Annotated in this window: 33 protein-coding genes, 1 tRNA gene and 3 pseudogenes; 17 read left to right on the top strand and 20 right to left on the bottom strand. The window is 65.5% G+C overall.

What is annotated here, in order from left to right; genetic code table 11:
* Positions 1–85 precede the first annotated feature (85 nt).
* From HNP60_RS18905 to HNP60_RS18880, 6 genes are all read right to left on the bottom strand, one after another.
* Entirely contained in the window at positions 86–1,036 is a 951-nt protein-coding gene (locus tag HNP60_RS18905; RefSeq protein WP_184156534.1) for an IS1595 family transposase, read from the bottom strand.
* Between the two features lie 127 nt (positions 1,037–1,163).
* A complete protein-coding gene (locus tag HNP60_RS18900) occupies positions 1,164–1,535 on the bottom strand; it encodes a hypothetical protein (protein WP_260394976.1) in 372 nt (123 codons plus the stop codon).
* Between the two features lie 109 nt (positions 1,536–1,644).
* Positions 1,645–2,256 (bottom strand): lytic transglycosylase domain-containing protein, encoded by a 612-nt coding sequence (locus HNP60_RS18895; protein WP_184156529.1) that lies wholly within the window; start codon positions 2,254–2,256, stop codon positions 1,645–1,647.
* Positions 2,244–2,825: a S26 family signal peptidase gene (locus HNP60_RS18890; protein ID WP_338056744.1), complete on the bottom strand. Its 582-nt coding sequence runs from the start codon at positions 2,823–2,825 to the stop codon at positions 2,244–2,246. The genes HNP60_RS18895 and HNP60_RS18890 overlap by 13 nt, the downstream gene beginning before the upstream one ends.
* Positions 2,822–3,052, bottom strand: a complete 231-nt coding sequence (locus tag HNP60_RS18885) for a helix-turn-helix domain-containing protein (RefSeq protein ID WP_184156525.1) — start codon at positions 3,050–3,052, stop codon at positions 2,822–2,824. The genes HNP60_RS18890 and HNP60_RS18885 overlap by 4 nt, the downstream gene beginning before the upstream one ends.
* A gap of 120 nt (positions 3,053–3,172) precedes the next feature.
* Positions 3,173–3,472 carry a DUF736 domain-containing protein gene (locus HNP60_RS18880; protein ID WP_047166849.1) on the bottom strand — a complete coding sequence of 100 codons (300 nt, stop codon included), beginning with the start codon at positions 3,470–3,472 and terminating at the stop codon, positions 3,173–3,175.
* Between the two features lie 362 nt (positions 3,473–3,834).
* Between HNP60_RS18880 and HNP60_RS18875 the strand changes: the two genes are divergently transcribed.
* Positions 3,835–4,110: an HU family DNA-binding protein gene (locus HNP60_RS18875; protein WP_184156522.1), complete on the top strand. Its 276-nt coding sequence runs from the start codon at positions 3,835–3,837 to the stop codon at positions 4,108–4,110.
* Positions 4,107–4,460 (top strand): hypothetical protein, encoded by a 354-nt coding sequence (locus tag HNP60_RS18870; protein ID WP_184156520.1) that lies wholly within the window; start codon positions 4,107–4,109, stop codon positions 4,458–4,460. Before HNP60_RS18875 ends, HNP60_RS18870 begins: the two co-directional genes overlap by 4 nt.
* Positions 4,461–4,633: 173 nt before the next feature.
* Here the strand turns inward: HNP60_RS18870 and HNP60_RS18865 are convergent, their stop codons facing one another.
* From HNP60_RS18865 to HNP60_RS18860, 3 genes and pseudogenes are all read right to left on the bottom strand, one after another.
* Positions 4,634–6,214, bottom strand: coding sequence for a ParB/RepB/Spo0J family partition protein (locus HNP60_RS18865; protein ID WP_338056743.1), 1,581 nt, complete (start codon positions 6,212–6,214; stop codon positions 4,634–4,636).
* Between the two features lies 1 nt (position 6,215).
* Positions 6,216–6,323: pseudogene (locus HNP60_RS20250) on the bottom strand (hypothetical protein); the annotation flags it as partial.
* 103 nt (positions 6,324–6,426) lie between these two features.
* Positions 6,427–6,696 (bottom strand): DUF2958 domain-containing protein, encoded by a 270-nt coding sequence (locus HNP60_RS18860; protein ID WP_184157189.1) that lies wholly within the window; start codon positions 6,694–6,696, stop codon positions 6,427–6,429.
* Here HNP60_RS18860 and HNP60_RS18855 point away from each other — a divergent pair.
* The 8 genes and pseudogenes from HNP60_RS18855 to HNP60_RS20235 form a co-directional block, all read left to right on the top strand.
* Positions 6,652–8,175: pseudogene (locus tag HNP60_RS18855) on the top strand (TraG/VirB4 family ATPase); the annotation flags it as partial. The gene HNP60_RS18860 and the pseudogene HNP60_RS18855 overlap by 45 nt on opposite strands.
* Positions 8,175–8,930 (top strand): P-type conjugative transfer protein TrbJ, encoded by a 756-nt coding sequence (gene trbJ, locus HNP60_RS18850; RefSeq protein WP_184156518.1) that lies wholly within the window; start codon positions 8,175–8,177, stop codon positions 8,928–8,930. The pseudogene HNP60_RS18855 and the gene trbJ, both read left to right, overlap by 1 nt.
* Positions 8,931–9,070: 140 nt before the next feature.
* Positions 9,071–10,396 (top strand): P-type conjugative transfer protein TrbL, encoded by a 1,326-nt coding sequence (gene trbL, locus HNP60_RS18845; protein ID WP_184156516.1) that lies wholly within the window; start codon positions 9,071–9,073, stop codon positions 10,394–10,396.
* A 3-nt stretch (positions 10,397–10,399) separates the two neighbouring features.
* Positions 10,400–11,221, top strand: a complete 822-nt coding sequence (gene trbF / locus HNP60_RS18840) for a conjugal transfer protein TrbF (protein ID WP_184156514.1) — start codon at positions 10,400–10,402, stop codon at positions 11,219–11,221.
* The gene (trbG, locus tag HNP60_RS18835; protein ID WP_184156512.1) at positions 11,218–12,054 is read left to right on the top strand and encodes a P-type conjugative transfer protein TrbG; all 837 of its coding nucleotides are present in this window, start codon (positions 11,218–11,220) and stop codon (positions 12,052–12,054) included. Before trbF ends, trbG begins: the two co-directional genes overlap by 4 nt.
* Positions 12,051–13,234 (top strand): annotated as a pseudogene (locus tag HNP60_RS20380) (TraB/TrbI/VirB10 family type IV secretion system protein). The gene trbG and the pseudogene HNP60_RS20380 overlap by 4 nt, the downstream one beginning before the upstream one ends.
* 1 nt (position 13,235) lies before the next feature.
* Positions 13,236–13,460 carry a DUF2274 domain-containing protein gene (locus HNP60_RS18825; RefSeq protein ID WP_184156510.1) on the top strand — a complete coding sequence of 75 codons (225 nt, stop codon included), beginning with the start codon at positions 13,236–13,238 and terminating at the stop codon, positions 13,458–13,460.
* Positions 13,457–13,738, top strand: coding sequence for a helix-turn-helix domain-containing protein (locus HNP60_RS20235; protein WP_184156508.1), 282 nt, complete (start codon positions 13,457–13,459; stop codon positions 13,736–13,738). The genes HNP60_RS18825 and HNP60_RS20235 overlap by 4 nt, the downstream gene beginning before the upstream one ends.
* On the opposite strand, the gene HNP60_RS18815 is transcribed toward HNP60_RS20235, so the two are convergent.
* Together HNP60_RS18815 and HNP60_RS18810 are read right to left on the bottom strand one after the other, a co-directional pair.
* Entirely contained in the window at positions 13,635–14,888 is a 1,254-nt protein-coding gene (locus HNP60_RS18815) for a tyrosine-type recombinase/integrase (protein WP_184156505.1), read from the bottom strand. The two genes, HNP60_RS20235 and HNP60_RS18815, sit on opposite strands and share 104 nt — an antisense overlap.
* A gap of 185 nt (positions 14,889–15,073) precedes the next feature.
* Positions 15,074–15,164 (bottom strand) — tRNA-Ser (locus HNP60_RS18810).
* Between the two features lie 65 nt (positions 15,165–15,229).
* Here HNP60_RS18810 and HNP60_RS18805 point away from each other — a divergent pair.
* Both HNP60_RS18805 and HNP60_RS18800 read left to right on the top strand, forming a co-directional pair.
* Positions 15,230–16,297 carry a peptidylprolyl isomerase gene (locus tag HNP60_RS18805; protein ID WP_184156503.1) on the top strand — a complete coding sequence of 356 codons (1,068 nt, stop codon included), beginning with the start codon at positions 15,230–15,232 and terminating at the stop codon, positions 16,295–16,297.
* A 154-nt stretch (positions 16,298–16,451) separates the two neighbouring features.
* On the top strand, positions 16,452–16,637 hold the full coding sequence (locus tag HNP60_RS18800) for a DUF1328 domain-containing protein (RefSeq protein WP_014078111.1): 186 nt from the start codon (positions 16,452–16,454) through the stop codon (positions 16,635–16,637).
* 100 nt (positions 16,638–16,737) lie between these two features.
* Here HNP60_RS18800 and rpoN read toward each other — a convergent pair whose 3' ends face one another.
* The 5 genes from rpoN to HNP60_RS18775 all read right to left on the bottom strand — a co-directional run bounded on the left by rpoN (position 16,738) and on the right by HNP60_RS18775 (position 21,066).
* A complete protein-coding gene (rpoN, locus tag HNP60_RS18795; protein WP_184156501.1) occupies positions 16,738–18,246 on the bottom strand; it encodes an RNA polymerase factor sigma-54 in 1,509 nt (502 codons plus the stop codon).
* Positions 18,247–18,290: 44 nt separating this feature from the next.
* The gene (gene lptB, locus HNP60_RS18790; RefSeq protein WP_184156499.1) at positions 18,291–19,067 is read right to left on the bottom strand and encodes an LPS export ABC transporter ATP-binding protein; all 777 of its coding nucleotides are present in this window, start codon (positions 19,065–19,067) and stop codon (positions 18,291–18,293) included.
* Between the two features lie 151 nt (positions 19,068–19,218).
* Positions 19,219–19,767, bottom strand: coding sequence for an LptA/OstA family protein (locus HNP60_RS18785; protein WP_014078108.1), 549 nt, complete (start codon positions 19,765–19,767; stop codon positions 19,219–19,221).
* On the bottom strand, positions 19,767–20,456 hold the full coding sequence (gene lptC / locus HNP60_RS18780) for an LPS export ABC transporter periplasmic protein LptC (protein WP_260394974.1): 690 nt from the start codon (positions 20,454–20,456) through the stop codon (positions 19,767–19,769). Before lptC ends, HNP60_RS18785 begins: the two co-directional genes overlap by 1 nt.
* Positions 20,449–21,066, bottom strand: a complete 618-nt coding sequence (locus HNP60_RS18775) for a ribonuclease D (protein WP_014078106.1) — start codon at positions 21,064–21,066, stop codon at positions 20,449–20,451. Before HNP60_RS18775 ends, lptC begins: the two co-directional genes overlap by 8 nt.
* A gap of 273 nt (positions 21,067–21,339) precedes the next feature.
* Between HNP60_RS18775 and HNP60_RS20130 the strand changes: the two genes are divergently transcribed.
* The gene (locus HNP60_RS20130; protein ID WP_184156497.1) at positions 21,340–22,134 is read left to right on the top strand and encodes a cold-shock protein; all 795 of its coding nucleotides are present in this window, start codon (positions 21,340–21,342) and stop codon (positions 22,132–22,134) included.
* A 78-nt stretch (positions 22,135–22,212) separates the two neighbouring features.
* Here HNP60_RS20130 and HNP60_RS18765 read toward each other — a convergent pair whose 3' ends face one another.
* The 3 genes from HNP60_RS18765 to HNP60_RS18755 form a co-directional block, all read right to left on the bottom strand.
* Positions 22,213–22,704: a Dps family protein gene (locus HNP60_RS18765; protein ID WP_184053857.1), complete on the bottom strand. Its 492-nt coding sequence runs from the start codon at positions 22,702–22,704 to the stop codon at positions 22,213–22,215.
* Positions 22,705–22,835: 131 nt separating this feature from the next.
* Entirely contained in the window at positions 22,836–23,417 is a 582-nt protein-coding gene (locus HNP60_RS18760) for a hypothetical protein (protein ID WP_184156496.1), read from the bottom strand.
* A gap of 14 nt (positions 23,418–23,431) precedes the next feature.
* Positions 23,432–23,806, bottom strand: coding sequence for a hypothetical protein (locus HNP60_RS18755; RefSeq protein ID WP_184156494.1), 375 nt, complete (start codon positions 23,804–23,806; stop codon positions 23,432–23,434).
* 117 nt (positions 23,807–23,923) lie between these two features.
* Between HNP60_RS18755 and HNP60_RS18750 the strand changes: the two genes are divergently transcribed.
* Both HNP60_RS18750 and rpmG read left to right on the top strand, forming a co-directional pair.
* Positions 23,924–24,082: a hypothetical protein gene (locus HNP60_RS18750; protein ID WP_184156492.1), complete on the top strand. Its 159-nt coding sequence runs from the start codon at positions 23,924–23,926 to the stop codon at positions 24,080–24,082.
* On the top strand, positions 24,036–24,203 hold the full coding sequence (gene rpmG, locus HNP60_RS18745) for a 50S ribosomal protein L33 (protein ID WP_184052116.1): 168 nt from the start codon (positions 24,036–24,038) through the stop codon (positions 24,201–24,203). Before HNP60_RS18750 ends, rpmG begins: the two co-directional genes overlap by 47 nt.
* Positions 24,204–24,310: 107 nt before the next feature.
* On the opposite strand, the gene HNP60_RS18740 is transcribed toward rpmG, so the two are convergent.
* Positions 24,311–24,694, bottom strand: coding sequence for a response regulator (locus HNP60_RS18740; RefSeq protein WP_014078100.1), 384 nt, complete (start codon positions 24,692–24,694; stop codon positions 24,311–24,313).
* A 68-nt stretch (positions 24,695–24,762) separates the two neighbouring features.
* Between HNP60_RS18740 and HNP60_RS18735 the strand changes: the two genes are divergently transcribed.
* Together HNP60_RS18735 and HNP60_RS18730 are read left to right on the top strand one after the other, a co-directional pair.
* Positions 24,763–25,035, top strand: coding sequence for a DUF3572 family protein (locus HNP60_RS18735; RefSeq protein WP_184052120.1), 273 nt, complete (start codon positions 24,763–24,765; stop codon positions 25,033–25,035).
* Positions 25,032–25,673, top strand: coding sequence for an HAD family hydrolase (locus HNP60_RS18730; RefSeq protein WP_184156490.1), 642 nt, complete (start codon positions 25,032–25,034; stop codon positions 25,671–25,673). Before HNP60_RS18735 ends, HNP60_RS18730 begins: the two co-directional genes overlap by 4 nt.
* Positions 25,674–25,694 lie beyond the last annotated feature (21 nt).

The raw sequence follows: 25,694 nt of genomic DNA, 5'->3' as shown, positions 1-25,694 counted from the left end.
GTTTTTAGCTTCGTCAAGTCAACCTTTGCTCTTGCTTTTCCGGTGCGGCTTAGTCCGCCATCGACTCCGGTTCCGCCTCTCTGGCTTAGGCATTAGCGGTGGCCCGCTCACCAGTTGACCTATAGGTGAGACGCTTGCCAAGGATGCCTTTGATCGCTTGCGTGGAGCGATCAGCGTCATTGAAGCCAGTCGCCTCGCGATGCGTGTAGCGGAAATCAAACTCAGCCAGATAACGGTGCAGATGCTTCTTCTGGCAATGCTGGTAGATGCCCTTCATGCCGCGCTTGAAGATGGAAAAGCTTCCTTCAATCGTGTTCGTGTGGATCGTGGGGTTCTCAGGATCAACGTAGACGCCCTTCATGTGCGGGGTCGTGTTGTGGCTGGCGAAGTGCTGGCTCATGAAACGATACTGGCCAGCGTCGTCGGTGAGCAGATGGGCTTCGCGGGCGATATTGGCGCGCAGGATTGGGGTGACGTCCGCGATGGATACGCCGTCCACCACGAAAGAACGACGCTCGCCGGTCGTGCGATCCAAAAGGCTAAGAACCTTCATCTTATGCTTGTAGCCGCCCTTTGGCTGCGCAACACCCGGCTCGCGACCGATGAACGTTTCGTCCACTTCCACGATTCCACCGTTGCCGCCGAACGGAGCCAGCGCGCCGTCGCGCATCGCTTCACGGATGCGGTGAGCCAGAAACCACGCACTCTTGTAAGTGATTTCCAGAACACGGTGAAGCTGGTGGGCGCTGATGCCCTTCTTGCTGCTGGTCATGAGATAGACAGCCTGCAAGGCCTTGTGCAGCGGCAAGCGCATATGCTCGAACACAGTGCCGATCTTGACGGTGAACTGCTTCTTGCAGTCGCCACAGCGCCACAAGCCCTCACGGATGCGCTTAGCCGGGTTAGCCTTCACCTTCGTGATGCGATCAACGCCGCCACAGTGGGGGCACGTCGCTCCGTCCGACCAGATGATCCGCTCCAGATGCGCGAAGGAAGCTTCTTCGCTGTGGAACTCGGGGCGGGAAAGAACGGACATGTCGGTGACTCCTTGTGGGAATCTTATGTCACATCGGAGCCGTGTTTGCAAGGTATATAAACACCTCAAAAAAGGGGGAGAGACGACGCCGGACCGACGCCGCCTCTCCCCGCGAAACCGCTCCCGATCAATGCGCATGGAGCATCGCATCCCGGGCCCTTACCAGCGACCGAAACTCCCGGCATCCCATCATCCCGTGCGCCTGGCCATCGCCATCCACGAGCATGGTGGCGCAGAACCATTTGCCATCGAGGCGTCCACAAATTGCTATGCGGTCAAGTTCGAATTCCTCGTCGTCGATGCTTTCGTAGGTGCCGATCCAGGGCTCCTCGACCCTCGCATCCCAGCGAGAATCCGCTTCCTCGGCCTCGAGAAACCGGTGCGCCAATGCCTCTCCGGCACCGCGCCCGAACTCCAGTTCGAGCCCAGCAATCAATGCGCTCATCACGCGATCCGACGCCGTTCCGATGCTCTGATACATGCTCATGATGACCTCCAACGCTTGCGTTCCCACCATCGAGAACGGCGTTTGAGAGCCGCTCCGCCAGCCGTCATGCTGGGTCTGTCGAGACGAGCTTCCTCCCTCTCGGTCACGCACCACATCACGATCAATTCCGCTGCGACAGTGCGACGAAAAGCGACGACGTTGGGGAAGGATTAGTCTCCGCTGGACCCGCTGCCCGCACATCCCTGCGCACTGCGAAGATCGACGGTGGAGCCGCTGGACGCACCGGCGTAGGCACCGGGCCTGGTACGGCAGGCGCGACGCTGGCGAGGTAGCCGACCGTCTCGGACGGCAGCCTGACCCGTCCGGCCAGATAGTCTGCATAGCGCTTGGGACCGGCGTTGTAGGCTGCGAACACGCCGGGATAACCGAACCGATCGTACATCAGCCGGAGGTAGAGCGTGCCGGCTAGGATGTTCTCGTGCGGATCGTCCGGGTTGGTGCCGAGCCCCAACCGCTCGCGCATATCGGCCCAGGTGCCGGGCATCAACTGCATCAGGCCCATCGCACCCGCAGATGAGCGGATCGGACGGCCGGCCAGGGTCGTCCGCCCACCGCTTTCGGCTCGCATCACGCGCTCGATCCACGCGACCGGTACGCCGAACCGGGCCGAAGCCTCGTTGATATAGGATCGCCACTTGGCGACGGTTTCCGCGTGCGCGGGACTGGCGAACGCCAGCGCGACGGCGGCGATCCAGAGCCTCACCGTGCCCATAGCAGCCGCGCCTTGCCGATGATGTCATCGCCCTCGGTCACCCCGAAATAGCGCCCATCGAACGATGCCTGCGCATCCATCAGCAGGAACACCTGCCGCCCGCGAAGCCGGACGCAGCCGCTCCACAGCGGCATTCGCCGGCCGGCTCCATCGGCGACAAGGCGCTCGGCGATCCAGCGCCCGTTGACGAAGATTTCCTGCCCGAGCGCGCAGACCTCGTCGCCGGCAGCGGCCTTCACGCGCTTCACCAGCGGCACGTTGATCGGCAGGTAGCGGCGGGTCGCGGCGAGCCGGCGATACGGCTCGGGCACACGCGCAATCACCATGTCGCCGGGCTCGGCAAGCCCCCCGGGCGATACCGCGTAAAGGCCGATCGGCGCGCTCGCCGAGGCGTTCCAGACGAGCCGTGGCGCGGGCGGAAAAACAGCGGAGCCGAGCACGATCGCCATGCCGATCGCGGCCACGGCCATGCGAATTTTGAGCCTGCGGCGACGCAGCTTCGCAACCCGCAAGGCGTCGCCCCAGGCGAGCAGCTGCGCCTCGCCGCCCGCCTGCCGACGCCCGCTCACTGGCATTTCTCCTGCGCACCGCTGTCGCGGCTCCAGCTGTCGAGGTCGTCGATGTGATATTGGACGAAGCGGCAATGACGGCGGAACGCCGGCCCTTTGCCGTCGCGCCGCAGCCGCTTCAGCGATTTGGCTGAGATCTTCAGATAGGCCGCAGCCTGGTCGGTCGTGAGAAAGGGCGAGCCGCGCTTTGCGCGGCCGGCCCTGTCGATGTCGGTGTCGTCCTGCATGGTCGTCGGGATCCGAATCTCGCGGCGGCGAGAGTGCCGGCGCGTCCCCGAACCTCCCGCGCCCGACCCGGCGGCGGGAGTGTCGAACCGATTTCCGGTTTCGACACCCCCGGTGCCCGGTCACCGCGACCAGATCAGCTTCCACTCGGGAAGGTCGCCTTGGACGAGTTGCGCGTAGATCGGCGCGGGCAGCGACGGATCGTCGATCTTGAGGCTGAGATATTCCGTGCCGGTCTCGCGCGCGGACTTGGTCCACGCCGCCCCAATCTCGACCGCGCCGGCGTAGATTCGGTGGTCGGGAGCCTTGTCGTTGTCGCGCTCGCTCGGCCGGATCGTGGCCTTGGTGTTGAGGGTGAGGGTCCGGATCGTGCCGGAGAAAATGCCGCTCTCGTCGCGGGTGAAGGTGCCGATCTGTGCCATGATGTCATCTCCTTTTGCTCGCGAAGCCGTCCGTTGCGGCCTCGACAGGCGGACATCGGCGGCAGCCAGGACGGCGCTGCACCCACAGGGCCGAAGCACAGCGGAGGGCGCGGGGCGCGGGCTATCTTGCTGCGCGAGGAGGGCGCGGGACGCGCCCGGGGAAGATAGTTCGTGGCCCCGCGTTGCGGGGCCGGACGGCCTGCCGCAGGCCGCCGTCCAGAAGAGGTCATCGGGCGGTGTCGATCAGAAAAGCGGTGTCATCAGCACGCTCGGCGTTACCCAAAGCCCGTGATCGCATGTCTCAACCGGCGTCGGCTCCGTATCCCTTAGCGGAGCCGGCAGCCAAATAAGGGGGCGGAACATTGGCCAGCAAAGACATCGCCGATGCGCTCGCCGCGCGTCATGGAATCAGCAAGGCTGACGCCCGCGCGCAGGTGGCGGCGGTGCTCGAAGCGATCGCGGACGGCGTCACTAAGGGCGATGTCGCGCTCGCCGGGTTCGGCAAATTCTCGGTATCGCGGCGTGCCGCGCGGCCGGGCCGCAACCCGAGGAGCGACGAAACGATCGTGATCGGCCCCTCGACGCGGGTCGGATTCCGGGCCGCGAGGGCGCTCAAGGACCGGCTCGCCAAGCGGTGACGGCGAAGGTTTCCGAACTCGTCGACAGCCTGATGCGCGACGCCAGCGGCCTGCAACGGCATGCCGATGCGCTGCTCGAAACGATCGAGACGATGATGCCCACAGGCATCTCGACCGGCATGGCGGCGCAGGCCGCCATTGACGATCTCGCGGACGCGGCGAGGCTGGCCAGGACGTCGGCGCGCGCGCTCGACGCCGCCACCGTGCGCCTGCAACTGCTCGGGGCGGTGATCACGGCGCTGTCGGTGGCGCTGGAGAATGACGGCGAAGCCGACGAAGCCGCGCTCGCGGAGAACGCCCGGCAACTGCGCCTGCTGCTGCTCGACTGTGTCGGCAGCCAGCCAAACTAGCCGCGCGCCGAGGAGCATCGGGTCGGTCATGCCCCCGGCATGACTTGAACAGCGTGGGGCGCTGTTCACCCGATGCTGGGGTCGAGGCGCGCGGCGCGATTTTTTCGGACCTCGGGTCGCAAGCCGGGGAGACGCGGGCGGTCCTTGACCCGCCGCCCGCGTCCCTTTTCCGATCAGGCGGCGAGCTTCTCCGGCTCGGGCCGAGGCTCCACGCGCGCCGCGCGGGCGGCGGCGGCGACCGTCCCGACCCCACCGCGCGCCGTGTAGGCGGAGGGCGCGAATCGCATCCAGCGCGGCACCCATCGCTCGACCTTCGCGCGTCCATCGGCCCCCGCGATATGATCGCGGGCGATCTTCCGGACGGTCTTGGCCTTCTCGTTCTCGTTGGCCTTGGCGACGACATCGCCCGCGATTTCGGCGAGCAATGCGTGCGACACCTCGCGGTCGCGGACCAGTTCGAACAGGCAGGCATCGGCCTCCCACCAATCGGCCATGTCGATGGCAAGATGGTTGCCGACCGCCTCGACGGCGGCACTGCCGACCGCCAGCGTCTCGCCCATCGCCACCGCGACGATGTCGAGCACGACGCCATCGGGAAGCTCCAGCAGGCGGTGGAACAGCTGGCAAAGGCCATGGTCGTCGCCATTGCCGCCGGTAACGGTCGGCTCGTCGGGCGAGAGGTCAAGCACCGCCAGCACCGCGCGGCGATGCTCATCGAAGCGGGTTTCGGCGAGGCTGGTCTCGACGCTCTCGCGCACATCGTCGTTCCGCGTGGACTGCGCGTCGGGGCGCACGGTCCAGAGCGGCGAACCGACGATGGCATGGGCGACCATCAAGCGCAGCGCCACCCCGCCATGGCCGCACATCGCGGCGCGCACGGCGGCATGGCGGTGCAGGTCGACATAGGTCTGCATGGCGCTGGTGATCTCGGGCCGTGTAGGCTTCTCGGCGCTTGTCACCGGCTCGCCACGCGCAACGCGGCGGGCCTCGGCGCGGGTCAGATAACCTTCGTGGAAGGTCACCTCGCCTGTTTGCCGGACATCGACATAGACGCGCCCGCCTTTGCGCTTCGCTGCCTTCTCATACTCCCAAGTGGCGAAGTGCTCGCTCGGCGGCACGATCACGACATCGCTCCAACCGGCGTCGAGATAGGCTTCGCGCCGCTCGTCGATCGCCGCATTCTGCGCAGTCCAGAACGCATCGGCGTCCGCGAAATAGCGGTCCTCGCCGAACAGGTCGGCGACCAACGCGCCCTTGAACCCGTCGAGGTCGAACAGTGCATGCGCGGCGCTGATCGACTGCCCGCCGAGCAGCCACGCCTTGAGATTGTGGCCAGTCGGGACATAGGCATTCGAGTCGTCGAGCAGCGCCAGCCAAGCGCGCTGCTGCGCCTTGCTCGCCATGGTGAGGTGGCGAACGGTCGCCCGGTCGATCTCCTCGCGGCGGTAGAGGTCGCGGACGCGCGGCATGAGATTGCCGAGCGCCAGCACGCGGCGGATGGTGAGTTCGGGAAGCCCGAAGGTCTCGGAAATGTCCGCCACTTCGCGGCCTTCCCTGACCAGCCGAGTGAATGTTTCCCATTGCGTCACCTCGTCGGCGTCGAGCCGCGCGAGGTTCTCGATCATCGACGCCTCGATGGCGGCGGCGTCGTCGCCAGCCGCCAGCACGCGGCACGGCAGCGGCTCGGCCCTCGCCGGTTTCGGCAGCGACCAGCTGTGCGGCGTGGAAGCGCCGCGCGCCCGCGACGATCTCATAATCGCCTTCGGCCTGGCAGGCGCGGACCAGCAAAGTCTGGATCACGCCGCGCTTGCGGATGGTGGGCAGGATGTCGCTGACATCTGGGGCCTTGCGGCTGTGCCGCATGTTGGTCTTGCTGACCGACAGGCGGTCCTGCGCGATGAACATAAGGGTCATGGGTCATTCCTTTCTGATGAAAGCCGGTCCCCGCCGGGACCGGCGGGCTTGCTCACAGTTCGGGCGGCGGCCCGATTTCCTGACCTTTTGGCATCCGGCGCAGCAGCGCCTCGCCGTGGATGATCGACCCGGCGCGGCGGCTCCACGCTGCCCAGATCGACAGTGCGAACCGGCCTTCGAACGCGATGTCGCGCTCGATCCGCAGGCCGTAGGGAAGCCGTACCGAGGCGATTTCCGAGAGGCTGAACGGGCCAAGCTCGGGACAGCCGAACCCGAGGTCGGCGAGGCCGACCAGGCGCTTCAGGCACTCGGCGGCGACCATGTCGCCTTCGGCTATCTGACCACGACGATCACCGTCACCGATCGCAGCCGTGCCGCGGTCGAGGACAAGGTCCGCGCTGTCGAGCGCATCGTCAACGGTCTCGGCTTCACCTGCGTGCGCGAGAGCGTTAACGCGGTCGAAGCCTGGCTCTCGTCGCTGCCGGGGCATGTCTATGCGAATGTCCGGCAGCCGCTGGTCCACACGCTCAACCTCGCGCACCTGATGCCGCTCTCGTCGGTATGGGCCGGCCCGGTGCGCAACGCGCATCTCGATGGTCCGCCACTGCTGGTCGCGAAGACCGCCGGTTCGACGCCGTTCCGGCTCTCCACTCATGTCGGCGATGTCGGGCACATGATGGTCGTTGGACCGACCGGCGCCGGCAAGTCGGTGCTGTTGAGCCTGATCGCGCTCCAGTTCCGCCGCTACCCGGCCGCTCAGATCTATATCTTCGACAAGGGCAACAGCGCGCGTGCCGCCGTGCTGGCGATGGGCGGCGCCCATCATGCCCTCGGATCGGCCGAAGCCGACGGCGAGACGCTCGCCTTCCAGCCGCTCGCGAACATCGACGACGCCAATGAGCGCAGCTGGGCCGCCGAATGGATCGCGGCGTTGCTGGCGCACGAGAATGTACCCGTCACGCCCGAAGTGAAGGATGCGATCTGGACGGCGCTTGGCAGCCTTGCCTCTGCCCCGCGCGAGGAGCGGACCATGACCGGCCTCGCGCTGCTGCTCCAGTCGAACGCGCTGCGCATCGCGCTTCAGCCCTATACGCTCGAAGGGCCGCACGGCCGGTTGCTGGATGCGGCCGAACAGCATCTCACGCCCGCCGACGTCCAATGCTTCGAGACCGAGGCGCTGATGGGACAGACCGGAGCGGTCGCGCCGGTGCTGACCTATCTGTTCCACAGGCTGGAGGAGCGGTTCGACGGGCGGCCGACCCTGCTGATCCTCGACGAGGCTTGGATCTTCCTCGACCATCCGCTGTTCGCCGCGCGCATCCGCGAATGGCTGAAGGTGCTGCGCAAGAAGAATGTCGCGGTGCTGTTCGCGACGCAGAGCCTTGCCGACATCGCCGGCTCCGCGATTGCCCCAGCCATCATCGAAAGCTGTCCGCAGCGCATCCTGCTCCCCAACGACCGCGCGAGCGAGCCGCAGGGCCATGACATCTATGCGCGCTTCGGCCTCAACGACCGTCAGATCGAGCTGATCGCGCGAGCGACGCCCAAGCGGCACTATTACCTCCAATCCGCGCGCGGCAACCGGCTGTTCGAACTGGGCCTCGGTCCGGTCGCGCTCGCGCTATGCGGCTCGTCCGACCCTGCGGCGCAGGCGCGGATCGATGCGACCTTCGCCGAACATGGCCGCGACCGCTTTGCCGAAGCCTTCCTGCGCAATGCCGGCCTCGACTGGGCCGCCGATCTCGCCGCTGACTTCCCCGGTCCTCCCACTCCCCAAGCCCCCCAAGAAGGAGACAAGTAATGCGTATCCCTACTCGAAAGCATGTGATCGCGGCCGTCCTCGGCCTCGGTACCTGCGGCTCGCTCGGCATGGGCGTGATCACGATGACCGCGACGCCGGCCCATGCACAGTTCGGCGGCGTCGTGTTCGATCCCAGCAACTATGCGCAGAACATCCTGACCGCCGCGCGCACGCTCCAGAGTGTCAACCAGCAGATCCAGCAGCTCCAGAACGAAGCGCAGATGCTGGTGAACATGGGCAAGAACCTCAGCCGCATCGACTTCCCGCAGCTCGAAGCGCTGAAGCGCAAGCTCGCCGAGATCGACCGCCTGATGGGCCGCGCGCAGGCGATCGACTTCCGGGTCGACCAGCTCGACGACAAGTTCCAGTCGCTGTTCCCGCAGGACTTCTCGTCGGCGCTGCGCACCGATGCCCGCATCCGCGACGCCCGCGCGCGGCTGGATGCCAGCATGGGCGCATTCCGCCAGACGATGACGGTGCAGGCGCAGGTCGTCGAGAACATCCAGACCGACACCGGGGCGCTCGCCGACATCGTCGCGCGCAGCCAAGGTGCGGAAGGGTCGCTCCAGGCACAGCAGGCGACCAACCAGCTCCTCGCGCTTACCGCCAAGCAGCAGTTCCAGCTTCAGCACATGATGGCGGCGCAGTTTCGCAGCGAAGCGGTCGAACAAGCGCGCCGCGCGACGCAGGCCGCGGAAGCTCGCGCGGCGACCAAGAAGTTCCTCGGCTCCGGATCGGCCTACACGCCGCAATAGCCCCCGTCGGCCGCACGGCCCGATCCGGTCACCAGCGACTGACGGCCCCCCTCCGGCCGCCGGTCGCCGTCGCGGGGCGCGGCGCAGCTCCCCCAGCCGCGTCCCGCGACATACCTTTCACGTACGCAGGAAGAACCGCCTTGAACGACCTCAACGTCATCGATCGCTTCCTGCAGGCGTTCATCACCTACATCGACAGCGGGTTCGGGCTACTCGGGCCTGAAGTCGGGTTCCTGACCGCAATGTTGATCGGCATCGACATCACGCTCGCCGGCCTGTTCTGGGCGATGGGCGGCGAGGACAATGTCATCGGCCGCTTCCTGAAGAAGATCCTCTATGTCGGCGCGTTCGCGTTCATCCTGAATAGCTTCTCGACCCTTGCCGACATCATCTTCCGCTCGTTCGCGCAGGCGGGCCTCACCGCCGGCGGCGGCACGCTGTCCGCGGACGACCTGCTCAAGCCCGGGCGTCTGGCGGGCACCGGCTTTTCGGCGGCATGGCCGCTGCTCGAACAGGCGAGCGAGATGGTCGGGTTCACGACCTTCTTCGACAATTTCCTGACGATCATGGTGCTGCTGTTCGCCTGGGCGCTGGTGATCGTCGCCTTCTTCATTCTCGCCGTGCAGATGTTCGTCTGCATCCTCGAGTTCAAGCTGACGAGCCTCGCCGGCTTCATCCTGGTGCCGTTCGCGCTTTGGAACCGGACCAGCTTCCTCGCCGAGCGTGTGCTGGGCAATGTCGTCAGTTCCGGCATCAAGGTGATGGTGCTCGCCGTCATTGTCGGCATCGGCTCCAATTTCTTCACCGAGTTCACCGACGCGCTTCAGGGGCAGGAGCCGGACGTCGGCCAGGCCATGAGCCTCGTCCTGGCCAGCCTGTCACTGTTCGGGCTCGGCATCTTCGGCCCTGCGATCGCCTCGGGCCTCGTCTCCGGCGCGCCGCAACTCGGCGCAGGCGCTGCACTCGGCACCACACTCGGCGCGGCTGGCGTCACGATGCTCGCGGGCGGCGCGGCGGTCGGCGGGGCACGCGCGCTCGGTGGCGCGGCGGTTGGCGCTGTCCGCGCCGGCACCTCGATGGGGTCGGCGGCATCGACCGCCTACAGCCTCGGCAAGGAAACGGCGTCCACGCCTTCGGTCGGTGCTGGCCTCGGCGGCGTCGCGCGCGCTGCCGGAAACGCCGCGCGGTCGCGTGTCAGCGGATCGTTGGGTCTTGGCGAAGCCGCGGCTGGCGGCCGGCAAGCAGCATGGAACGCGCTCAACCAGAACTCGGCCCAAGGTTCTTCGGCACCGTCTTCGGGTGGACCGGGCGGCGGCGGGGAGACCGGCGGCACGCCCGCCTGGGCACGGGCAATGCGTGACCAGCAGACCAGCCGCCATCGCCGCCAACTCGCGATCCATACGCTCCAGCAAGGCGATCGCGGCGGCGCGTCCGCCACTCCCGACATCAAGGAAAGGAACGACTGAGCCATGTTCTTCAAGCGAAGTGCGCAGCGCTACGGGCGCACGCCACCTCCCGAGACGCCCTACCAGCGCGCCGGCCAGCTCTGGGACGAGCGGATCGGGTCGGCACGGGTGCAGGCACGCAACTGGCGGCTGATGGCGTTCGGTTGCCTCGTCCTGACCGCGGGGACATCCGCCGGCCTTGCATGGCAGTCGCTGCAAAGCCGGGTGACGCCCTATGTGGTCGAGGTCGACCGCCTCGGCGAAGCGCGCGCGGTGCAGGCGGCCGATGTCGACTATCGCCCAACCGATCCGCAGGTCGCGTGGCACCTCTCACATTTCATCACCAATGTCCGCGCTGTGTCGCTCGACCCGGTGCTGATGCGCCGCGACTGGCTCGAAGCCTATGACTTCGCGACCAAGCGGGGCGCGCAGTTCCTCGGCGAATATGCCCGCTCGGCAGCCCCGTTCGCGAATGTCGGCGAGCGCACCGTCTCGGTGCAGGTCACCAGCGTCGTGCGGGCGTCCGACAAGTCGTTCCAGGTGAAGTGGACGGAGACGGCGTTCGAGCGCGGGTCTCAGGCGGGCGTCAGCCGCTGGACGGCGATCGTGACCACGGTCACGCGCCCGCCGGCATCGGCCGATGTCCTGCGTAAGAACCCGCTCGGCATCTATGTCGACGCCATCGACTGGAGCCGCGAACTCGACACGGCGCCCACCGCGCCTCCCGCTGCCCGCCCGGTAGCGCAGCCCGAACCGACGCTTCCGCTCGGATCGCCGCTCGATCCCACCCTGGGTGTCCAAACGGATGCACCAACCCCGTCCAACTCGCAGGAGAAGAACCCATGAAACTCGTCCTGTTGCCGGTGATCGCCGGTATCGTCCTCGCAAGCCCCGCGCTCGCGCAGGACCGTCCCGCATCACCGCTCAAGGCGGTGCGCTCGGCGACGCGCAGTGCCACGATTGAACCCGCCGCCACCGGGTTCGTCGCCGGGGCGCAGGTCTATCCGTTCAGCGAGGGCACGATCTTCCAGGTCTACGCCGCGCCCGGGCTCGTCACCGACATCATGCTCCAGCCCGGCGAGAACCTCGTCGCGGTCGCGAGCGGCGATACCGCCCGCTGGGTGATCGGCGACACGATAAGCGGTTCTGGCGAAGGCAAGCAGACCCATGTCCTGGTGAAGCCCTTCTCGGCCGGACTGCTCACGAATTTGGTCATCACCACCGACAGGCGCGCGTATCACGTCCGGCTAGTCAGCACCTCGGCAACGGCCCTGTCATCGATGCGGTGGACCTATCCGCAGGACGAGTTGCCGGCGCTGCGACGCAAGGCCGAGGCCGCACAGGCGGCTGCACCGGTGGCGACAGGGCTGGCAATCGAGCAGCTGCATTTCAACTATGCGATCAGCGGCGACCGTCCCGCTTGGCGTCCGCTGCGCGTGTTCGACGATGGGGCGAAGACCTATGTCGAGTTTCCGGCATCGCTCGGCAACGGCGAGGCGCCCCCGCTTTTCGTCATCGGCGCGGATGGCAAGGCTGAACTGGTCAACTACCGGCTGCGCGACCGCTTCTATGTCGTAGACCGCATCTTCGACGCGGCCGAGCTGCGGCTCGGTCTGAAGAAGCAGCAGGTCGTCCGCATCGACCGTGTATCGCGCCCAGCCAAGCGGAGGGGCGCATGACCGACACCATCGCCAGCGACCCGCCGATCGCGGCGCCGAAAGTCGATCCCGAAACGCTCAGCATCCGCTCCCGGCCTGCGCGAGCTATCCGTTTCAAGCGTGGGGCAATCATCGGCGCGGCCGCGCTCGGCTCGGCCAGTCTGATGGGCATCGCCTGGATGGCGTTGAAGCCGCAGGTCTTTCGGCAAGTCGCGCAGGACAGCGAACTGTCGCAACCGATGGCAAGCCGGCGTCGGATGCGCTGTCGGGATTGCCGGCCAGCTATGGCGATGCGCCGAAGCTCGGGCCGCCATTGCCGGGTGATCTTGGGCGACCGATCCTACGTGCGCAGGAGCGGGCCGAAGCGACCAGTACGCCCACGACGGTCGATACCGCGGCCGCCGCACGCCAGCAGCGTCTTGCCGATCTGAAGGCCGCGCGCGAGTCTGGACTGATGGCCCAGACCACGAGTGGTCGGGGCACGGTGGCGACGGCGACGCCCAATGGCGATGTCGCGTCGCCTGACGGGCTAACCGCCAGTTCGACACCGGCTGGCACCCGGAAAGAGCAATTCGCCTCCGCACGCGACGCGGGCGGCGATCTCAACTCGGGCGGGCTGGTCGCGCCCGTCTCGCCCTACAGCCTGCTTGCCGGCAGCGTGATCTCGGCGAGCCTGATCACCGGGCTGAACTCCGACCTCCCTGGCATGGTCACGGCGCAGGTGACGCAGAACGTATTCGACACCGTCACCGGCAATATTCCGCTCGTGCCGCAAGGCGCCCGGCTCATCGGCAAATATGACTCGGTGGTCGCGTTCGGCCAGCGTCGCGCTCTGGTCATCTGGCAGCGGCTGATCCTGCCTGACGGAAGTTCGGTGCGGCTCGACAACATGCCCGCGACCGATGCAGGTGGGTATGCCGGCCTCGCAGACAAGGTGGATTTTCACACGTGGACGCTGCTCAAGGGCGTCGCGATCGCCACCTTGCTCGGAGTTGGTTCGGAGCTGTCGATTTCCGGTGAAAGCGATCTCGTGCAGGCGATCCGAGAGTCCGCCCAATCCAACACCGCACGCGCGGGCGATCAGATTACGCAACGCAATCTCGATATTCAGCCGACGATCACCATCCGCCCTGGTGCGCCCGTGCGCGTATTGGTGACCCGCGACCTCATCCTTGCGCCGTGGCGCGGAAAGGCGGGCTGAGATGGAATTGAAGCTCGGCAAATTGCCCGATCGTACGCCGGTCAAACTATCCATTAGCGTCATGCCCGATCTACATGAGGCACTTCGCGACTATGCACGCTGCTACGCGGACACCTATGGCAGCGAAGAGCCGGTCACCGAGCTGATCCCGCATATGCTCGCGGCGTTCCTTTCGACCGACAGGGGCTTCGCAAAAGCTCGGGAGAGGGGTGCGCAGCGGTCGTGACCAAGCCATCCGACCGAGCGCTCCGATCCAGCCCCCTGACGGTCCGGGTCGCCGACGCCGCGGGGCTGCTGGGTGTCGGCAAGACGAAAATCTACGAATTGATTGGTGCGCGTGAGATTGAAATCATAAAGCTCGGGCGCGCCACCCTAATAATCAGTGCAAGCATCGAGGCCTTCATCGAGCGGCAGCGCGAGCCGGTCTCCGCAACGCCGGTGCCCCGGAAGCGCGGGCGACCGAGGAAGACTTTTCGCGAGCTGGCTTCCGGGCGCGAGACTTAGGCGTGCCGAGGCAGTGGTTCGCCCACGCCTCCATCAACGCACGCCGCTTTGCCAGGAAATCTGTCCGTCGATACGCTGCCTCGACCTTGTTCTCGAGCGTGTGCGCCAGGGCAGCCTCGGCGATCTCGCGCGCAACGTCGGTCTCCTCCGCCGCCCAATCGCGGAAGCTCGATCGGAACCCGTGGACCGTGGCAGCGACGCCCATGCCGCGCACCAACTCGAGAAGCGCCATGTCCGAAAGTACCGTCGCCGACATGCTGGACGGAAAAACGAGCTCACAGTCCTCGACTCGAAGGGTCTGCGCACGCCGAAACACGTCCGCCGCCTGGGGGGAGAGCGGTACGACATGATCGACGCCGGCCTTCATCCGATCGCCGGGAATCTTCCAAAGCGTGAGGTCTTCGTTCAATTCGGGCCACCGCGCGCCCCGAACCTCGCCGGATCGGACGGCGGTGAGAATCAGAGCTTCAAGTGCAAGCTGACTTGCGGATAGCTCCTTGGCCCGAAGGCGGACGAGAAATGCCGGCACCTCTGCATGTGGCAGGGCAGCGAAGTGTCCCGTCTTTTTCGGCTGTCGAGGCAAACCTTTCGAGATTGATCGCATCGGTGCCTCTGTATCGCGGAGGCCGTTCGAGTAGGACCAGTCCAACACCGTGCCGATCCGCTGGCGCACGCGTCGCGCGGTCTCCGGAATCTCGAGCCAGATCTCGGCCAGCACGTCACGTATGAGTGGTCCGTCGATCTTGTCGACCTTCAGCTTACCGAGCTTGGGATAGGCGTAAAGTTCGAGGGTCTTGATCCACTGCTTGGTGTGCTTTCCGTTCTTCCATCCCTTGATCATTTCGGCGTGCGCCTTTTTGGCGGCTTGCTCGAAGGTCAGTACGACCTTTGCCACCTTGCGCCGCTCCTCAAGCGGATCGATGCCAGACGCCGCCAACTTCTTTGCTGCGGCGGCTTCAAGGCGCGCCGTTTGAGCCGGGACGTAACGAGCATCGCCGAGGCCAATATCGCGCCTCGTGCCCTTGATCTGGATGCGCAGCACCCAGCTTTTGCCGCCGCTCGGCGAAATCTTGAGATAAAGCCCGTCACCGTCGGCATACCGACCAGGCTCTTTCAGGCCTTCGATAATCGCTTTGGTGAGCTTTCCCATGCGGGATTCATAGCACTTCGCTGCCGGATGTTGAAGACCGCCACCCCGCCTCAGTCCCACATCCAGTCCCACAAGACTTTCCGAAGGTCAGCGAACGCCTCCGATCGCCAGAGGAACTTTATCAAGCGATTTCTGTAATTTATCCGGATTTTCCGAGCATGGGCGAACGCCGGTAAAGTGGAAAATGGCGGAGCGGGAGGGATTCGAACCCTCGATGGGCTTTTGACCCATACTCACTTTCCAGGCGAGCGCCTTCGACCACTCGGCCACCGCTCCGCATGCTCTGGAGTTCGGGCGCCCTAGCGGGCTATTGCGACTTTCGCAAGGTTCTGCGCTGTGGCATGTCCGTCATGATGAAATATGCTCCCCGCGCGCGGTTCCTCGCCTGTTTGCTGACCCTTGCTCCTTCCGCTGCCGTGCAGGCGCAGGGCCCGGCGCTTTCGCCTGCGGAAATCGTGCAGGCCGCGCCGCAGAGCGACTGGATCGACATCCCGGCAAGCGACCTGCTGGTCATGACACTGGCGCCCGATGCCGAGGGGAAGCCGCGGCGCGTGGTCATTCAGCTCCTGCCCCCGCCTTTCAGCCAGGGCTGGGTGAGCAATATCAGGGCGCTGGCGCAGGCGCGCTGGTATGATGGGGCCGTCATCAACCGCGTGCAGGACAATTATGTGGTTCAGTGGGGCGATCCGCACGCGGAAGATGCCGCGCGGGCACGGCCGGTGCCTGCCACGGTGCGACCGGTGCCCCGCAGCGACTATGAGGCATCTCTGGACGCCGTCGCCGACGCCATGACCCGGACGATCGCCGCCGACGGGCTGGCCGATTTCAGCGAGAGCCTGGCTTCGGAGCAGAAGGAAGCGGCGCGGATCGCCGAGCTCGCCATGGCCGGCTCGCGCACGGAGAAGGCGCCTAACGGCTGGCACGAACGGGATGCTTTCGCGCCCTGGGTCGAGATCCGGCAGGGCTGGCCACTTGCTTCGGACGGTGAGCATATGTGGCCAGTGCACTGCTATGCCACGGTCGGCGTCGGCCGCGGCATGGCGCCGGACACGGGAACGGGCGCGGAGCTCTACGCCGTGATCGGCCATGCCCCGCGTCACCTGGACCGCAACGTGGCGGTCGTGGGTCGCGTGATCGAGGGGATCGAGCAGCTCTCGACCCTGCCGCGCGGCACCGGGCCCCTGGGTTTCTACGAGCGTGAGGCGCAGCAGGTCCCCATCCTTTCCATCCGGACCGCAAGTGATCTCCCCGCTCGCGAGCAGCCTTCATTTCAGTATCTGTCCACCGAAAGCGAGAGCTTCGCGCGCTATGTGAACACGCGCGCCAATCGCAGCGATCCCTTCTTCGAGGTGCCTGCAGGCGGGGCCGACGTCTGCAGCATGCCGGTGCCGACCCGTCGCAAACCCTGAGCGGGCGAGCGGCCGCTTTCGCTTCGTTTAGTCCTCTGACGGACCTGCCCATGGCCCAGTCGGGTGGACTGGCGGCCGTCCACTGCCTGCCCCGATGGGAACCGCCCTTCCCCCAGGCGCGTTGGCATTCCGGAACATCGGAAGGGATGAAATCATGATTCGGCTTGCCGTCATCTGTCTGATCATTGCCGGCATCGCAGCCCTGCTGGGCTTCAGCGGCGCCGCGGGAACCTTTGTCGGCATCGCCAAGATCCTCGTCCTTGCCGGCCTTGCCCTTTTCGTCCTCTTTCTCGTTCTGGGCTTGCTGGCGGGCAGGAGCGTTTCGAAGCGGCTCGATTAAGGCCCTTGCTGGCCTCATGACTCCGGCTTGAGGATGTGTCCTAAAATGTCCGGAAAGGTCCACGCGCCGCTGCCTTTACAGGGCGAGCAGGCTGAAGCAATCAGCGCATCATTGCCTTCTGCCGTCGCCGCTGAACTGACGAGCCCAGGCCGATGGCTTCGCGATATTTGGCGACCGTACGGCGTGCGAGTTCGAAGCCGCGCTGCCGCAGCAGATCGACCAGCGTGTCGTCGCTCAGGATCGCGTCCGGCTTCTCCTCGGCAATCAGCGCGCGGATATGGCTCTTGACCGCTTCCGCCGAAGCCGCCTCGCCGCCATCGGCCGAGGCCACCGCACTGGTGAAGAAATATTTGAGTTCGAACGTGCCCCGCGCGCAGGCGAGATATTTGTTGCTCGTCACGCGGCTGATCGTTGATTCATGCAGATCGACAGCATCCGCGATCACCTTCAGCGTCAAGGGGCGCAGATGCGTCACGCCGTGCCGGAAAAAGCCTTCCTGCCGCCGCACGATCTCCTCGGTGACCCGCAGGATCGTGCGCTGCCGCTGATCGAGCGCCTTCATCAGCCAGTTGGCATTGGCGAGGCAATCCGAAAGCCAGGCCTTTGTCGTCTTGTCGCGCGATCCCCCGGCCAGCTGGGCATGATAGCGCCGGTTCACCAGCAGGCGTGGCAGCGTCGCTCCATTGATCTCGATTGCCCATCCTTTGCCGCGCTCGGTCACCAGCACGTCCGGCGTGACGGCGGGCGGCTTCTCTCCGCCATAGGCCAGCCCCGGCTTGGGATCATAGGTCCGCAGCTCGCGGATCATGTCGCTCATATCTTCCTCATCCACGCCGCAGATGCGGCGCAGATGCGCGATCTGGCCCTTCGCGAGCAGATCGAGATTGTTGATGAGGCAGGCCATGGCCGGATCGTACCGATCGGCCTCGCGGGCCTGGAGCGCGATGCATTCGCTCAATGTGCGCGCGCCGACACCGGTGGGATCGAAGCCCTGGATGACCGCGAGCACTTCTTCGACCTGCGCCAGAGGGACGCCGAGCCGGTAAGCCGTCTCGAGAAGATCGGCTTCGAGATAGCCGCATTCGTCGATCTGCCCGATGAGCTGGTGGGCGATGAGCAGGGATGTGCCGGACAAGGCCGCTTCCGCCTGCTGCGTCAGATGCGTGTGCAGGCCGATGTCGGCGGCCGCGAAGCTGTCGAAGTCCGGCGCATCCTCGTTCCAGGAGGTCGAACCCATGCCGCCCGCGTCCGCGCCGGAGCCGGTCTGCGGGGAGGGCAAGTCGCTTGGGCCATCGTCGATGAAGGTTTCCGAGGCATAATCGACATCCAGCGGGGAATCGGCCTCGCCCGCGCCCCGGCCCATCAGCGTGTCGGCTCCGGCCTCGGGGCCCGACAGAGGCTCGGCGCCGTCGGGCCGCTCGACTTCCTCCCGCGCGGGCCGGCTGTCGATGTCCCCCGCTTCCAGCAGGGGATTGCGTTCCAGCTCAGCTCCGATGAAGGCTTCCAGCTCCAGGTTGGACAGCGCCAGCAGCTTGATCGCCTGCTGGAGCTGCGGCGTCATGACCAGCGACTGGCTCTGCCGAAGATCGAGGCGAGGCGCCAAGGTCATGCCCGGGCGATCCCCTCAGCGGATTCCGCGAGGCGAGAGGCGCCTCACAGCGAGAAACTCTCGCCAAGATAGAGGCGCCGCACCTCCGCGTTGGACACCAGCTCTTCGGGACTGCCGGCGAACAGCACTTTCCCGTCATAGATGATGCAGGCCCGGTCGACGATCTCCAGGGTTTCCCGCACATTATGGTCCGTGATCAGAACGCCGATGCCCCGGACCTTGAGATCCTTCACCAGGTCCCTGATGTCGGCAATGGATAACGGATCGATGCCCGCGAACGGCTCGTCGAGCAGCACGATGGACGGATTGGCCGCGAGGGCCCGGGCAATTTCGCAGCGCCTGCGCTCGCCGCCGGACAAGGCCATCGCGGAACTAGAGCGAAGCCGGGCAAGGCCGAATTCGTCCAGCAGCGTCTCCAGCTTCTCGCGCCGCGCGGCCGCATCCGGCTCCGCCAGCTCGAGGACGCTCAGGATATTCTGCTCGACCGTCATGCCCCGGAAGATGGAGGTCTCCTGGGGGAGATAACCCAGACCAAGAATGGCCCGGCGGTACATCGGCAGGCCAGTGATATCGACACCCTCAAGGATGATCCGCCCGCTGTCCGGCTTCACCAGCCCCATGATGGAATAGAAGCATGTCGTCTTGCCCGCGCCGTTCGGGCCGAGCAGCCCGACCACTTCCCCATGGCCGACCTCAAGGCTGACATCGGCGAGCACGGTGCGCTTGTCATAGCTTTTCGCGATCGAAATGACCTGAAGGCGATGTTCGCCGGCTTCCGATTCCGCTTCGTTCGGCTTGAGGGGAGCAGCCACGTCACTCATCCTTGGTCCTCTTCATGACAGGTTGCCGACCGCCGCTGGCCATTCACCTTAGTGCTGGCATGTTGCGACTTTCCCCGCAATCTCCATGTGGCCGGAAATTTGCATGGCCGCGGCAGAACGCAAGGGGGCCGCGCCGGATTTATTCGCGCGTTCACTGCCCCGGCTGCTGGCGCACCTTGAACGTTCCCGATACCCGGCCGCCGGGCGACGTGCTCGTGCCGGGCGCGCCGGTGGCGGAGCCGTCGACGGTTGAGCGGCCCGTATTGAGGTCGATCACGAGTCTCGATCCGGTCAGGCGGTTGCCACCCTGATTGAGCTGCACATTGCCGATCATCGTGATCAGCTTCCGGTTGAGATCGTAAATCGCGACCGACCCGCTCGCCCGCTCGTTGCCGCGCGTCACCACGACGCCACCCGAGGCGTCGAGACGATCGATCTCGACACCATTATTGTCATGATAAGCGACGGTGAGCCGCTGAGCGGTGAGGGTCAACCCGGCCTGCGTCACCTGCACGTTGCCAGTGACGACGACCCTGTCCGCACGGTCCTGGACCTCGATGCGGTCAGCGGAGAAGTCGACGGGGGCGGTCGTATCGTGCCCGCGCAGCACCTGCGCGTCGGCGCGGCCGTCCGGCATCATGGCCATCAGGACCACACATCCGGTCGCCATGGAAAAAAGGGTCAACGGGTTGCGCAACATCACTGCCCCTTGCGTCCAAATTGTTCCATGCGCAAGCGAGCGTTGCCTTCCAGAGTCACGGTCCGGGCCTCAAGATCGGCGCTCAGATGGTCGGCCCGGAATGTCCCGGTGGGAATGCGCCCCTCGACGCTGCCCCGGCTGCGCAGGCTGCGCTGCTGCAACTGGATGTCCACGTCCCGGGTGGTGAGCCGATAGCCGTTGGCGCTCTGGAACTGGATCGGCCCGATCACCGAGACGGTTTCCTTGTCCATATTGTAATTGCCCTGCCGGGCGGTCACGACTGCGCCGCCTTTCTCCATCTGGAGCCGGGCTTCCAGTTCGTTCAGCTCGACGACCGGATCGCGCGAGCTGCGCTGGAGCGCCGAGCCGGCGCGCAGGGAAAAGGGACGGCCGCTGGCATCCTCGCCGCGATAAAGCGCTTCCACGACCTTCAGCCGTTCCGTCGCCATGTCCACGCGATTCTTGTCGAGGACGAAGCTCACTTCGTTCTCATGCGTGAAGGGGGCTGTGAACAGGAAGATGGCCAGGACCGCGACGACCACCGGCAGCACACGCTTGAGCAGCGTGATCATCCTGTCATGGCTGCCGCCGGGCGTGGCCCAATGCTGCCGCCTCGTCCGCTGGGCCGTGGCCTCGGCGGACAAGGCCATCTCTTCGCCGGTCAGTATATGGCCGCGGCGGTCACGCATGGGCGAAGATATCTGTCTCCGGCCATCCGGCAAGATCGAGCAACGCCCGATGGGGCAGGAAATCGAAGCAGGCCTGGGCCAGTGCCGTCCGCCCTTCGCGCGCGAGCCGCTGATCGAGTTCGGCCTTGAGCAAATGAAGATAGCGCACGTCCGAGGCAGCATAATCCCGCTGGGCGTCGCTCAGCTGCGGGCTTCCCCAGTCCGAGCTCTGCTGCTGCTTGCTGATGTCGAAACCCAGCAGCTCGCGCACCAGCTCCTTGAGGCCATGGCGATCCGTATATGTCCGGGTGAGCCGCGAGGCGATCTTGGTGCAGTAGACGGGCGCGGCGAGCACACCGAGATAATGCTGGAGCGCGGCGATGTCGAAGCGCCCGAAATGGAAGAGCTTGAGTCGATTCGGATCGGCGATGATGGCGCGCAGATTGGGCGCGGCGAAATTGCTGTGCGGCGCGAAACGCACGAGATGCTCGTCCCCCCGGCCATCGCTGATCTGGACCAGGCACAATCGGTCGCGCGGGGTGATGAGGCCCATGGTTTCCGTGTCGATCGCCACTGCCCCTTCGGCCAGAACGTCTGCGGGCAGGTCTTCTTCATGCAGATATACGGTCATGACGGCATCCTTAGCCGCATGTCGGCCGCAGGGAAACCTCCCTGGAAGAAAGTGATCGGGACGGCGTCAGGCACCTGAAACAAGCGCCGGCATCTCCAGATTCGGACGACGAAACATTTCGTCACGACGAAACGCGCCAAAATCATTCGCCCTTGTGGATAAATACCGCTATAGCGAAACTTGGCTGAGTTTGGGCTTCGGCCGAGTCTCCGTGCTTGTCGTCCGGCACGGGTGATGACCGTAGAAGGGACGCGCGAAAGTGATTAACAGGGCATGAGTTTTGACAGAGGACGCCGCGGGCGCGGCAGGGACAAGCGGGATGGTTTCGGAGAACCGCAGTTCGAAGGATATTCCGATTTCGGCGGCGGATACGGCGGCTCCCGGAACGACAGAGGCGGTTTCGGCGGCGATAGAGGCGGCTTTGGTGATCGTGGCGGTTTCGGCGGCGGCGGCGGTGGTGGCGGCTTCGGTGATCGCGGCGGCGGCGGCGGCGGTTTCCGTGGCGGCGGTGGCGGCGGCGGCGGTTTTCGCGGCGGCGGCGGTGGCGGCGGTCGTGGCGGCATGCCGGCCCAGGTCGTGGGCGAAGGCTCCGGCACGGTCAAATTCTTCAATGGCCAGAAGGGTTTCGGGTTCATCGTCCGTGACGACGGCGGCGAAGACGTGTTCGTTCATATCAGTGCCGTGGAGCAGGCCGGCCTGACCGGACTTGCCGAAGGCCAGCAGCTCAAGTTCACGCTCGTGGACCGCGGCGGCAAGATTTCGGCAACCGAACTGCAGATCGAGGGCGAGGCTCTGCCTGTGCCCGAGCGGGAAGAACGTCAGGAGCGCACCCCGGTGCGCCAGCTCACCGGCGAGCGCGCGAGCGGCACGGTGAAGTTCTTCAATGCGATGAAGGGCTTCGGCTTCATTCAGCGCGACGATGGCCAGCCTGACGCATTCGTGCACATCAGCGCGGTGGAACGGGCCGGGCTCGCTTCCCTTCAGGAAGGCGATCGCCTGGACTTCGAGCTTGAGGTGGATCGGCGCGGCAAATATGCGGCCGTCAACCTGGAGCCCAAGACCGACTGACGGCCAGCGGCACCTGACAATATGAAAAGAGCCGGAAGCAATTTGCTCCCGGCTCTTTTTTTGCGTGACGCGGGCAGGTCAGACGTTGCGGCTGGCCTCGAACAGGAACCAGGCGCGCTGCTCGGCCTGATCGGTCCAGTCGTCGATGGCGCCGTCCGTGGCGTTGTCGTTCGCGGCGCCGGCCAGTTCCTTGGCGGCACGCAGCGACTCGACCAGCGACAGATTGTCCTTCCGCAGTTCGGCGAGCATATCGGCGGGGCTGACGAATTCGGCCTCGTTATCCTTGAGCGACTGGCGGCGCGCGACATCGCCGATCGAGCGCAGGGCGGTGTTGCCCGTCTTCCGGACGCGCTCCGCGATCAGGTCCGTGGTCGCCAGCACTTCAGCGGCCTGCTCGTCGAACATCAGGTGGTAATCGCGAAAATGCGGGCCGGACACATGCCAGTGAAAATTCTTGGTCTTGAGGTAAAGCGCGTAATAATCCGCCAGCAGCCCGTTAAGCGCATGGGCAACCGCCTTGACCGCATTTCCCTTGAGATCCGTCGGTGTCTTGAGCGCACTGTCCGTCATCTTGATCTCCATCGGTACGAAAATATCATTCCGTCGCGATCTCCCCGCGACTGCCCTTGATATGGCACGGCCCCGAGCCTTTGGCGAACGGATACATATGGATAGACCGATCGACTGGCTCGATCTTTGATTCAGAGCAACCCCAGCGACCAGAGCGCGCAACCCAGCCCGCCGATGACGAGCGCGCCGCCCGGCAAGGGCATGATTCGGGCGAGGGGGAAGGCCGCTTCATAGGCGCGGCCGGCGAACAGCGGCGGGAGCAGGCCGGCGAGGCCGCCGAGCACGCCTCCGATCGCGGTGGCCCAGCCATTGCCGGTCATTGCCGCGACGCCGACAAGCAGGAAGGCGGTGCGTCCCGTCAGTCTGTTCGCCAGCAGGGCGATATAGAGTCGCGTGCGTTTCGTCGTGGCGTGCTTTCCCATCGCGTGGGTTTCCGTCGCGCGCGCTTCCTTTGCATGCGGCGCCTTGCGTCCCGTGGCCAGCAGGCCGAGGCCGCCCGCAATCAGGGTGAAAGAGAAAAAGAGAATGCCCGCAGCCCCGGGCAGCAGGCGCGCCATCAGCATGCCAAGCCCGGCCGAGACTGCCGCGCCGGCCATCACGATCAGGATGACGAGAGTGGCTCCGCCAGGCCCGATCTCGCGCGCCAGCCTCTGCGATCGGTCCCCCTGATCCAGCAGCAGCCCGATCAGCAGGGCCAGCAGCAGCGCGTCCATCGTTCAGTATCTCGTCAGCGACAGCCCTGGAGCGCGGCAGCCGCAAGATAGACCCGGGCGGACTCCGGCCCCATGGTCTCGCCTTCGGCCGCTTCCCGCATCAGGGCGAGGTAATTGAGCGCGATCTGCCGGTGGCCGTTATAGGCGATCACCGACTCGAGCATGCTCGCGAGCCCCTCGACCGCGTGATAGTCATTCCGGCGGGCGAGGGAGCGCACCTCATCCAGCTGTGTGCACAGGGCCGCGAGGGACAGTGTGGCACAAGTCTCCTGCAAGGTTTCGATGCGCCCCAGCATTTGGGCCCGCACGAACAAGGTCGCGTCCTGATGCACCGTCATTCCTCCCACAGCGGCGAGCGGCGGCCAGGACTCGCCGGCCGCCATGGCCATATTCCACATCCAGGGTTAAGACGGCGTTCGTCTTGCCGCGGTGCAGGGGCCATGTTGCAGACGAAGACGACGCGCCGGAACCCCAGCAAAGCTTGACAAAGTTGCGCGATTCCCGCATTGGCCGCCGCCGAACCGGACGTTGCAGGCAAGGCAGCGTCCATATTTCACGAGTTTGAGCGCTTCTTCACCGCTTCGGCGAACAAGCGCATTTTTGTTGAGGAAACCGGCCATGGCGAAGCCCGCCACAGTGAAGATCCGTCTGGTCAGCTCGGCTGACACGGGCTTTTTCTATGTGACCAAGAAGAATCCCCGCAATCAGACCGAGAAGCTGACCTTCCGCAAATATGACCCGGTGGCGCGCAAGCACGTCGAGTTCAAGGAAGCCAAGATCAAGTGACGGCGGACCCGGCGCACCATTAAAGGCGCGCCGTTCGGGACGAATCGCTGGCCCGGGTGGCAACGCCCGGGTTTTTGCGTATGTGCCGGCCGTCACGGCCGGCCCGTTCATATGCTGACGGACGGCTGCTCCAGCAGGCTGTTCACAACTTCCATGAAGCGCATCACCGAAATCGGTTTCGAAACATAAGCGCTCGCTCCGGCTGCCCGGATACGCTCCTCGTCGCCAACGCCCGCATAAGCGGTCACGGCCATGATCGGCACGGTGGCGAGATTGGCATCGACTCGCAAAGAGGCGATGAGATCCAGCCCTGTGACATGCGGCAACTGGATATCCGTGATGATGAGATGCGGCTGGAACGCCGTGGCATCCGCGAATGCGTCCCGCCCGTCGCGCACCGCATGCGTCTCGTGCCCATGCGCCTTGAGCAGATCGCAGAAGAGCTTCAGATTGAGCTCATTGTCCTCGACAACCAACACACGTTTTGACACGGCTGCTCCCAGAGCCGATGGACGATGCTGTTTTCTCGACAGGATTGCCGAACGCAAGGTCTAACCGGATGAACAGCGAATATCCGATCAGCGAAGCGGACGAAAGCATGGCGCTGCGCCTTATCGGGTGGGTTGTGGCTGATTCGGTTCGTGCCGACAGGATGCTGGCCCTGACGGGGCTTGATCCCGCTTCGCTGCGGGCGGGGCTCTCCGACTCCGCGCTGCTCGGCGCTCTCATGGATTTCGTCATAAGCCATGAGCCGGACCTCATCGCCTGCGCCCGGGACCTCGCCGTCGAGCCCGCCGCGCTGGTGGCGGCACGCGCGCGAATCGGCCGATGAACCGTCCGCTCATCATCAGCGATTGCGACGAAGTGCTCATGCACATGGTCGTGCCGTTTCGCGCCTGGCTCGATGAACTGCACGGCATCCACTTCAGCTTCTCCGAAGGCTTCGAACGGGCCCTGCGTCACAAGGACAGCGGCGATCCCGTGGAGCGGGCGCGGATATGGACCTTGCTGAACGACTTCTTCCAGACGGAGATGCATCGCCAGACGCCGATATCGGGTGCCGTCGCGACCATGGCGCGGCTTGCGCAGCGTGCCCACATCGTCATCGTCACGAACATCGGGGAAGAGCTGGCGGCCGCACGGGCGGACCAGATCCATCGGCACGGCCTGCCCTACCGGGTGATCGGCAATCGTGGCGGGAAGGGGCCCGCTGTCGCGAAGCTGATCGAAGAGACCGGCGCACCGCTCACGCTCTTCATTGACGATCTTGCGAACAACCACGCGTCCGTGGCGCAGGATGCGCCCCAGTGCTGGCGACTGCATTTCGTCGGTGAGCCGGAAATGGCGCCGCATGTGGACGTGGCCCATGAAGCGCACGCACGGATCGACGACTGGAACGAAGCGGAACGCTGGATCAACGCGCGGCTCGAGGAGTTCGAGGCCGTCGCGGAAGATCTGCGTCATACTTGACGCGCTCGCCCTCTCATGCTG

The sequence above is a fragment of the Sphingobium lignivorans genome (genome assembly GCF_014203955.1).
Classification (GTDB): Bacteria; Pseudomonadota; Alphaproteobacteria; order Sphingomonadales; family Sphingomonadaceae; genus Sphingobium; species Sphingobium lignivorans.
Note: the sequence above shows the minus strand (reverse complement) of the source record. Positions and strands in the feature narration are given on the sequence as shown.

Coding starts and splice junctions, on each gene's coding strand:
- HNP60_RS18905 (WP_184156534.1), bottom strand. CDS start 1,036: ATGTCCGTTCTTTCCCGCCCCGAGTTCCACAGCGAAGAAGCTTCCTTC.
- lptB (WP_184156499.1), bottom strand. CDS start 19,067: ATGAGTGACGTGGCTGCTCCCCTCAAGCCGAACGAAGCGGAATCGGAA.
- HNP60_RS18805 (WP_184156503.1), top strand. CDS start 15,230: ATGTCCGTCATGATGAAATATGCTCCCCGCGCGCGGTTCCTCGCCTGT.
- HNP60_RS18760 (WP_184156496.1), bottom strand. CDS start 23,417: ATGGACGCGCTGCTGCTGGCCCTGCTGATCGGGCTGCTGCTGGATCAG.
- HNP60_RS18865 (WP_338056743.1), bottom strand. CDS start 6,214: ATGAGATCGTCGCGGGCGCGCGGCGCTTCCACGCCGCACAGCTGGTCG.
- trbF (WP_184156514.1), top strand. CDS start 10,400: ATGTTCTTCAAGCGAAGTGCGCAGCGCTACGGGCGCACGCCACCTCCC.
- HNP60_RS18880 (WP_047166849.1), bottom strand. CDS start 3,472: ATGGCACAGATCGGCACCTTCACCCGCGACGAGAGCGGCATTTTCTCC.
- HNP60_RS18765 (WP_184053857.1), bottom strand. CDS start 22,704: ATGACGGACAGTGCGCTCAAGACACCGACGGATCTCAAGGGAAATGCG.
- HNP60_RS18735 (WP_184052120.1), top strand. CDS start 24,763: ATGAACAGCGAATATCCGATCAGCGAAGCGGACGAAAGCATGGCGCTG.
- HNP60_RS18775 (WP_014078106.1), bottom strand. CDS start 21,066: ATGACCGTATATCTGCATGAAGAAGACCTGCCCGCAGACGTTCTGGCC.
- rpmG (WP_184052116.1), top strand. CDS start 24,036: ATGGCGAAGCCCGCCACAGTGAAGATCCGTCTGGTCAGCTCGGCTGAC.
- trbG (WP_184156512.1), top strand. CDS start 11,218: ATGAAACTCGTCCTGTTGCCGGTGATCGCCGGTATCGTCCTCGCAAGC.
- rpoN (WP_184156501.1), bottom strand. CDS start 18,246: ATGACCTTGGCGCCTCGCCTCGATCTTCGGCAGAGCCAGTCGCTGGTC.
- HNP60_RS18730 (WP_184156490.1), top strand. CDS start 25,032: ATGAACCGTCCGCTCATCATCAGCGATTGCGACGAAGTGCTCATGCAC.
- HNP60_RS18785 (WP_014078108.1), bottom strand. CDS start 19,767: ATGTTGCGCAACCCGTTGACCCTTTTTTCCATGGCGACCGGATGTGTG.
- HNP60_RS18755 (WP_184156494.1), bottom strand. CDS start 23,806: ATGGCCATGGCGGCCGGCGAGTCCTGGCCGCCGCTCGCCGCTGTGGGA.
- HNP60_RS18885 (WP_184156525.1), bottom strand. CDS start 3,052: ATGCAGGACGACACCGACATCGACAGGGCCGGCCGCGCAAAGCGCGGC.
- trbJ (WP_184156518.1), top strand. CDS start 8,175: ATGCGTATCCCTACTCGAAAGCATGTGATCGCGGCCGTCCTCGGCCTC.
- HNP60_RS18895 (WP_184156529.1), bottom strand. CDS start 2,256: ATGGGCACGGTGAGGCTCTGGATCGCCGCCGTCGCGCTGGCGTTCGCC.
- HNP60_RS20130 (WP_184156497.1), top strand. CDS start 21,340: ATGAGTTTTGACAGAGGACGCCGCGGGCGCGGCAGGGACAAGCGGGAT.
- lptC (WP_260394974.1), bottom strand. CDS start 20,456: ATGCGTGACCGCCGCGGCCATATACTGACCGGCGAAGAGATGGCCTTG.
- HNP60_RS18815 (WP_184156505.1), bottom strand. CDS start 14,888: ATGGGAAAGCTCACCAAAGCGATTATCGAAGGCCTGAAAGAGCCTGGT.
- HNP60_RS18825 (WP_184156510.1), top strand. CDS start 13,236: ATGGAATTGAAGCTCGGCAAATTGCCCGATCGTACGCCGGTCAAACTA.
- HNP60_RS18860 (WP_184157189.1), bottom strand. CDS start 6,696: ATGGTCGCCGCCGAGTGCCTGAAGCGCCTGGTCGGCCTCGCCGACCTC.
- HNP60_RS18800 (WP_014078111.1), top strand. CDS start 16,452: ATGATTCGGCTTGCCGTCATCTGTCTGATCATTGCCGGCATCGCAGCC.